This is a genomic window from Variovorax sp. GW458-11-26-14-LB1 (genome assembly GCF_059423965.1).
The window spans coordinates 42328-48762 of the sequence record NZ_JBWKYW010000052.1; the positions used below are offsets into that span (position 1 = coordinate 42328).

Sequence of the window (6435 nt, forward strand, 5' to 3'; positions counted from 1 at the left end):
CCGCGGGGACAGACGCGAGGAGCGATCGAGTCATCAGCGCGCGCCCTGCTGGATCCAGCCGCGCAGCCGGGTCGAGAGGTAGTCGGCCGTCATGACCATCACGACGATCACCAGGATGCAGGTGGCCGTGTCCTGGTACTGGAACAGCTTCATGCTGCCCACGAGCTCGAAGCCGATGCCACCCGCGCCCACCATGCCCAGCACGGTGGCCTGGCGCAGATTCGTCTCGAAGCGGTAGACGATCACGCCGATCCACGCGGTGACCACCTGCGGAATGACGCCGAAGATGATGGTCTGGATCGGCCCCGCGCCGGTGGCGCGCAGCGCCTCGATCGGGCCCTGGTCGATCTCCTCGATCGACTCGGCGAAGAACTTGCCGAGCATGCCCGCACCATGCAGCGCCAGCGCCAGCACGCCGGGGAACGGACCGAGGCCCACGGCCGCCACGAAGATCAGCGCCAGGATGATCTCGTTGATGCCGCGCGTGATGTTCAGCACCTGCCGCATCGCGTGGAACACGGCGACGTTCGGCGAGATGTTGCGCGCCGCGAAGAAGCACAGCGGCACCGCGAGGATCACCGCCAGCAGCGTGCCCCACAGCGCGATCTGCACGGTCTCGATGGCCGGCTTCACGAGCTTGCCCATGAACTCCCAGTTGGGTGGCAGCATGCGCCCGAGAAAGTCGGCGATCCAGGGCATGCCCTTGCCGAGTTCGCTGAAGCTCACCTGGCTGCCGATGGCGGCCCACCAGAGCACGCCGAATCCGGCGAGCACGGCCACGGCGTACTTCCACCAGCCGGGGTTGCCGCCGCTCTTGGCGATCAGCAGGTTGTAGCGTCCGAGGGCGATCATGATTGCTCCATGGCGAGTTGCGGGGCGGTGCGCACCGGCGCCGCATGAAGGGCCGCGGCGGGCACGCTCGGCGTTGCGGTGTCAGGCTCTGCGCCTGCAACGGCGGCCTCGGTGCCCTCTTCCACGCCGCCCGGATAGATGAGGTGCAGCACCTCGTCGGTCAGCTCGTCGGGCCGGCCTTCGAACACGATGCGCCCGGCCGCCACGCCGATCACGCGCTGCGCGAACTCGCGGGCATAGTCGACCTGGTGCAGGTTGCAGATCACCGTGATGCCGTCCTGCCGGCTGGCCTGCTTCAGGTAGTTGAGCACCTTGCGCGAGGTCTTCGGGTCGAGGCTGGCCACGGGCTCGTCGGCCAGGATCACCTTGGGCTTTTGCGCCAGCGCGCGCGCAATGCCCACGCGCTGCTTCTGCCCGCCCGAGAGCGTGTCGGTGCGCAGGTCGGCCTTGGGGTCGAGCTCGACGCGGCGCAGGCATTCGCGGGCGATGGCGATGTCCTTCGCGGGGAACACCTGGAACCACGACAAGAGCGCGGGCATCGAACCCAGCCGCCCCGTCAGCACGTTCTTGAGCACCGACAGGCGCGGCACCACGTTGTAGTGCTGGAAGATCATCGCGACGTCACGGCGCACCTTGCGCAGGCCGGCGCGGTCACCGCGCGAGCGCTCGCCGTCCACGTGGATCTCGCCTTCGCTCGGCTCGGCCAGGTGGTTGATGCAACGCAGCAGCGTCGACTTGCCCGCGCCCGACGCGCCGAGGATGACGACGAACTCGCCCTTGGCCACCGTGAGGTCCACACGGTGGAGCGCAGTGAAGTCGCCGTAGCGCTTGCACAGCCCGCGGATCTCGATCATTTCATCTTCCTCAGGTCGAGGTTCAACACCTTGGCCGTGTCGCGGATGATGTTGTAGGCCGCGTCGTTGGTCGGGTGGAAACCGTTGAGCAGGCCCTGGTCGGACCAGGGGATGTCCTTCACCTGCAGGAAGGCGGCCTGCACGCGCGTCTTGAGGTCGGCGGGCAGGTCCTTGCGCCACACGGTGGGCGACTCGGGGATCGGGTCGGATTTCCAGACCTCGACCAGGTCTTCGCGCTTGACCAGGCCCTTGGACACGGCGGCGTCGAGGATGCGGTCGGCGATGGCCGCGGCATCGACCTTCTTGTTCTGCACCGCGATCGCGCTCGAGTCGTGCGAGCCCGAGAAGATCACGCGGCCGAAATCCTTGTCGGGATTGAAGCCCGCCTTCAGCAGACCGGCCTTGGGAAACAGATGGCCCGAGGTGGAGCTCGGGTCGACGAAGGCGAAGGTCTTGCCCTTGAGGTCGGCCACCGTCTTGATGCCGGTGTCCTTGTGGGTCACGATCTGGCTGTGGTACGAGGTGCGCCCGGCCTTCTTGGTCTCGGCCACCGCGAAGGCCTCGATGTCGGCCACCGTGGTGCCCAGCACATACGAGAAGGGGCCGAGGTAGGCCACGTCGAGCCGCTTGGAACGCAGCGCTTCGATCACGCCGTTGTAGTCGGCCGCCACGAAGGGCTTGACCGCGAAACCGAGGGCCTTGGACAGCATGTCCATCATGGCCTGGCTGTTGGCAATCATGGCGCGCGAGTCCTCGGAAGGAATCAGCCCGACAGTGAGAACCTGCTGTGCCCGTGCCATCGGCACGAAGGCGGACGCTGTCACGGCGGCAGTGCCGAGCAGCAGCTTTCTACGCTTCATCATGGTTGTCTCCAGTGGTCTGCGTTGCATGGAATCCTCAGGTCGTTTCGAAGGGCAAAAGTACCCGTCTCGAGTCTTCCAGTCGTGCGTGTCATGGTCATGACAACGCGAGGATTCGGGACGTCCGGCGTGTTTCTGTCGAGGCCTGGTCCGTCTTGAGCGCGAGTACATCACTGGTACTCATATCGATCAAATTCAAATTTTTTCGATGATCTATATACTGAACCTATAGATCAGAAAGGCTCCCGCGATGCGCCTCACCCAGCTGCGTTCCTTCTATGCCGTGGCCCGCGAAGGCAGCTTCACGCGGGCTGCCGAGCACCTGCATGTGAGCCAGCCCACCATCACCACGCAGGTGCGTTTTCTCGAAGAGGCCTACCAGGTCGAGCTCTTTCACCGGCGCGGCCGGCGCGTGCAGCTCACCGAGATCGGCGAGCAGCTGATGCAGCTCGCGCAGCAGATCTTCAGCCTCGAAGGCGATGCGGTGGCGCTGCTCGGCGACGCCGGCAAGCTGCGCACCGGCCACCTGCGCGTGGCGGCCGTGGGCCCGTACCACGTGACCAAGATGCTGGTCGACTTCAGCCTGCGCTACCCCGACGTGAAGGTCACGGTGAGCACCGGCAATTCACAGGACGTGCTCGACCGCCTGCTCGACTACAGCGCCGACGTCGGCGTGCTCGCACAGCTGGTGCGCGACGATCGCTTTCTGTCGGTGCCCTTCAGCCAGCACCCCGTCGTGATGTTCGTGCCCTCCACGCACCGCTTCGCGAAGCGGCGCAACATCCGGCTCGCCGAGCTGCAGGGCGAGCGGCTCATCCTGCGCGAGCAAGGATCGACCACGCGCAAGGCACTCGAACTGGCGCTCGCGAAAGCCAAGGTCGAAGTCGACGTGGTGATGGAGATCAGCAGCCGCGAAGTGATCCGCGAAGCCGTGGCGCAAGGCCTGGGCATCGCGGCCGTGTCGGGCGTGGAGTTCGTGCCGGGGCCCAACCTGCACATGGTCGGCTTCAGCGACACCGAAATTTTTACCTACGCCCACGTGCTGTGCCTGGCCGAGCGACGCGAGATGCGCATGGTCAGCGCCTTCTACGACACGCTGGTGCCGGCCATCGAGGCGCGCAAGCGCAAGAGCTGAGAACGAACGCAGCCTCAGCCGCGCGGATGGTGCTGCGCGTGCAGCTGCTTCAGGCGCTCGCGCGCCACGTGCGTGTAGATGGTGGTGGTCGAAATGTCGGCATGGCCCAGCAGCAGCTGCACCGCGCGCAGGTCGACGCCATGGTTCAGCAGATGCGTGGCGAACGCATGGCGCAGCGTGTGCGGCGACAGCGGCACATGGATGCCTGCCGCGGCCGCCTGCTTCTTCACGATGACCCAGAACATCACGCGCGTCATGCCCGCGCCGCGCGCGGTCACGAACAGGTCGGGCGTCTGCTGGCCGTCGAGGATCACGGGGCGAGACTCGTCGAGGTAGCGCTCGATCCAGCGCCGCGCCTCGCCGCCGAAGGGCACGAGGCGCTCCTTGTTGCCCTTGCCGAGCACGCGCAGCACGCCGTCGTTCAGGCTCATGTCGATGGCCTTCAGGGCGACCAGCTCGCTCACGCGCAGGCCGCTCGCGTACATCAGCTCCAGCATGGCGCGGTCGCGCAGGCCGAGCGGGCTCTCGACATCGGGCGCGGCCAGCAGGTCGTCGACCTGCTTCTCGGACAGCGTCTTGATGGCGCGCGGCATCTGGCGCGCGGGCATGAGGCGGATGCTCGGGTCGGCCGTGATGCGGCGCTCGCGCAGCGCCCAGCGGTAGTAGCGCTTGAACACCGTGAGCCGGCGGTTCGCAGAAGTCGCCTTGCCCTTGGTGGACAGGCGCACGCCCATGTAGGCCTGCAGGTCGGTCTCGCGTGCGGTGTCCAGCCCCATGCCGCCGCGCTGCTCACGCAACCACTGCGCGAACAGCGCGAGGTCGCGGCGGTAGGCGGCCAGCGTGTTCTTCGACAGCCCGTCCTCGAGCCAGAGGGCGTCGATGAAGGTGTCGATGTCGGCGGTGGGGGGAACGGCGGCGGCCTCGGTCATGCGGTGCAAGATAACAAAAGAAAAAGCCGCCCGGAACGCGGGCGGCTTTCGGGGGAAGCGAAGAGGCTCAGTCGAGCTTGAGGTTCTGCTTCTTCACGACCTGCTTGTACACGTCGAACTCGGCCTTGATCTGCGCGGCGAACTGGTCGGGCGTGTTGGCCACGATCAGCGAGCCGGTGTCTTCGATGCGCTTCTTCACGGCCGGATCTTCCACCGCCTTCTTCACGCCGGCGTTGATCTTGTCGACCACTTCCTTCGGCAGGCCCTTGGGGCCGAGGATGCCGTAGTAGGCCATGCGGTTGACCGGCTCCAGGCCGACTTCCTTGAAGGTCGGCACGTTCGGCAGGCCGGCCACGCGCGTCGGCGCCGACACCACGATCGGCACCAGGCGGCCGCTCTGGATGAAGGGCATCGCCGAGGGCAGGTTGTCGAAGATGATCGGCACCTGGCCGGCCACCACGTCGTTCAACGCCGGGCCCGCGCCGCGGTACGGGATGTGCGTGACGAAGGTGGTGGTCAGGCTCTTGTACAGCTCCATCAGCAGGTGGCCGATGCCGCCCGTGCCCGACGAGGCGTACGAATACTTGCCCGGGTTCTTCTTCAGCTCGGCCACGAACTCGGCGTAGTTCTTGGCGGGGAAGCTCGGGTTGACGGCGATGACGTTCGGCGTGGCCGCGATGTTGATGATCGGCGTGAAGTCGGTGATCGGGTCGTACGGCGTCTTCGGGTTGATGGCCGGGTTGGCCGCCGTGCTCGACACCGTGGCCACGCCCAGCTTGTAGCCGTCGGCGGGCGCCCGCGCGGTTTCAGCCGCACCCACGATGCCGCCGCCACCGGCGCGGTTGATCACCACCACCGGCTGGCCCAGCACCTTGCCCAGCGGGTCGGCGATCACGCGCGCCACGATGTCCGTCGTGCCGCCGGGTGCGAACGGCACGCTCAGTTCGACCGGCTTGTTGGGATAGCCTTGCGCAAAACTCTGGCCTGCCACTGCGACCAGCGCGGCAGCGCCCGCAAGCGCGCTCCATTGACGACGTTGCATCGATAACTCCTTGACTTGACGGAACCGGCCGGGGCGGCCGGAAAAAAGCGAAGCCCGGATGCTAGCGGGTCGGGGCTTTCCGTCATGCTGTGGAATACCCACGGTTGTGCCGGTTTATGCTCGAAGCGGTGAACTACGCGCAGCTGCTCTTCCCCGATTTCTCCCTCATCGCCATCGGCTGGCTCCTGTGCCGCTACACCGCGCTCGACCGCCGCGTGTGGGACCAGGTCGAGAGCCTGGTGTATTACTTTCTATTTCCCGTCCTGCTGTTCCATTCGATCGTGCGCAGCCCGCTCGACTTCGGTGCGACCTCGAGCCTGCTGACCGCGGGCGTCGGCGTCGGGCTGGCCGGCATCGCGATGGCCTACGCCCTGCCCTTCGTGCCGGGCCTGCGCGCGCACATCGACCGGCACGACCACGCCGCCAGCGCGCAGATCGCGTTCCGCTTCAACTCGTTCATCTGCCTGGCGCTGGCCGAGCGGCTGGCCGGGCCCGAGGGCCTGCTGCTGATCGCGGTGCTGATCGGCGTGTGCGTGCCGATGTTCAACATCGCGGCCGTGTGGCCGATGACACGGCACGCGCAGACGGGCTTCGTGCGGCAGCTGGTGCGCAATCCGCTGATCGTGGCGACGCTGGCGGGGCTGCTGGCCAATGTGCTGGGGCTCACGGTGCCTGGCTGGTTGACGCCGACGCTCACGCGGATCGGGGCTGCGTCGCTGGCGTTGGGGTTGCTTGCGGCGGGGGCGGGGATGCAGTTCGCGAC

At 66.8% G+C, this 6435-nt stretch carries 7 protein-coding genes; 2 read left to right on the forward strand and 5 right to left on the reverse strand.

The features are described 5' to 3' along the window. Positions 1-33: 33 nt before the first annotated feature. The 3 genes from phnE to phnD are packed head-to-tail and all read right to left on the reverse strand — an operon-like array spanning position 34 to position 2566. Complete coding sequence (gene phnE / locus AC07YS_RS26225; RefSeq protein WP_495269514.1) at positions 34-852, reverse strand: phosphonate ABC transporter, permease protein PhnE; 819 nt, start codon at positions 850-852, stop codon at positions 34-36. Continuing rightward, positions 849-1706, reverse strand: coding sequence for a phosphonate ABC transporter ATP-binding protein (gene phnC, locus AC07YS_RS26230; RefSeq protein ID WP_139705637.1), 858 nt, complete (start codon positions 1704-1706; stop codon positions 849-851). Before phnC ends, phnE begins: the two co-directional genes overlap by 4 nt. Continuing rightward, the gene (gene phnD / locus AC07YS_RS26235; protein WP_062482233.1) at positions 1703-2566 is read right to left on the reverse strand and encodes a phosphonate ABC transporter substrate-binding protein; all 864 of its coding nucleotides are present in this window, start codon (positions 2564-2566) and stop codon (positions 1703-1705) included. The genes phnC and phnD overlap by 4 nt, the downstream gene beginning before the upstream one ends. Before the next feature lie 250 nt (positions 2567-2816). Here phnD and AC07YS_RS26240 point away from each other — a divergent pair, with 250 nt between their 5' ends. After that, positions 2817-3701, forward strand: coding sequence for a LysR substrate-binding domain-containing protein (locus AC07YS_RS26240; protein ID WP_062482221.1), 885 nt, complete (start codon positions 2817-2819; stop codon positions 3699-3701). A gap of 14 nt (positions 3702-3715) precedes the next feature. Here AC07YS_RS26240 and xerD read toward each other — a convergent pair whose 3' ends face one another. Together xerD and AC07YS_RS26250 are read right to left on the reverse strand one after the other, a co-directional pair. Next, positions 3716-4630, reverse strand: a complete 915-nt coding sequence (gene xerD, locus AC07YS_RS26245; RefSeq protein ID WP_495269515.1) for a site-specific tyrosine recombinase XerD — start codon at positions 4628-4630, stop codon at positions 3716-3718. 67 nt (positions 4631-4697) lie between these two features. Continuing rightward, entirely contained in the window at positions 4698-5672 is a 975-nt protein-coding gene (locus AC07YS_RS26250; protein ID WP_495269516.1) for a tripartite tricarboxylate transporter substrate binding protein BugE, read from the reverse strand. Positions 5673-5788: 116 nt separating this feature from the next. On the opposite strand from AC07YS_RS26250, the gene AC07YS_RS26255 reads away from it, so the two are divergent. Then, positions 5789-6435: AEC family transporter (locus AC07YS_RS26255; RefSeq protein ID WP_495269517.1), on the forward strand; the 647-nt coding region annotated here is incomplete at its 3' end.

Bases quoted from the DNA above. Each gene is read 5' to 3' on its own strand.
- phnE (WP_495269514.1), bottom strand. From the start codon at position 852: ATGATCGCCCTCGGACGCTACAACCTGCTGATCGCCAAGAGCGGCGGC.
- phnC (WP_139705637.1), bottom strand. From the start codon at position 1,706: ATGATCGAGATCCGCGGGCTGTGCAAGCGCTACGGCGACTTCACTGCG.
- phnD (WP_062482233.1), bottom strand. From the start codon at position 2,566: ATGAAGCGTAGAAAGCTGCTGCTCGGCACTGCCGCCGTGACAGCGTCC.
- AC07YS_RS26240 (WP_062482221.1), top strand. From the start codon at position 2,817: ATGCGCCTCACCCAGCTGCGTTCCTTCTATGCCGTGGCCCGCGAAGGC.
- xerD (WP_495269515.1), bottom strand. From the start codon at position 4,630: ATGACCGAGGCCGCCGCCGTTCCCCCCACCGCCGACATCGACACCTTC.
- AC07YS_RS26250 (WP_495269516.1), bottom strand. From the start codon at position 5,672: ATGCAACGTCGTCAATGGAGCGCGCTTGCGGGCGCTGCCGCGCTGGTC.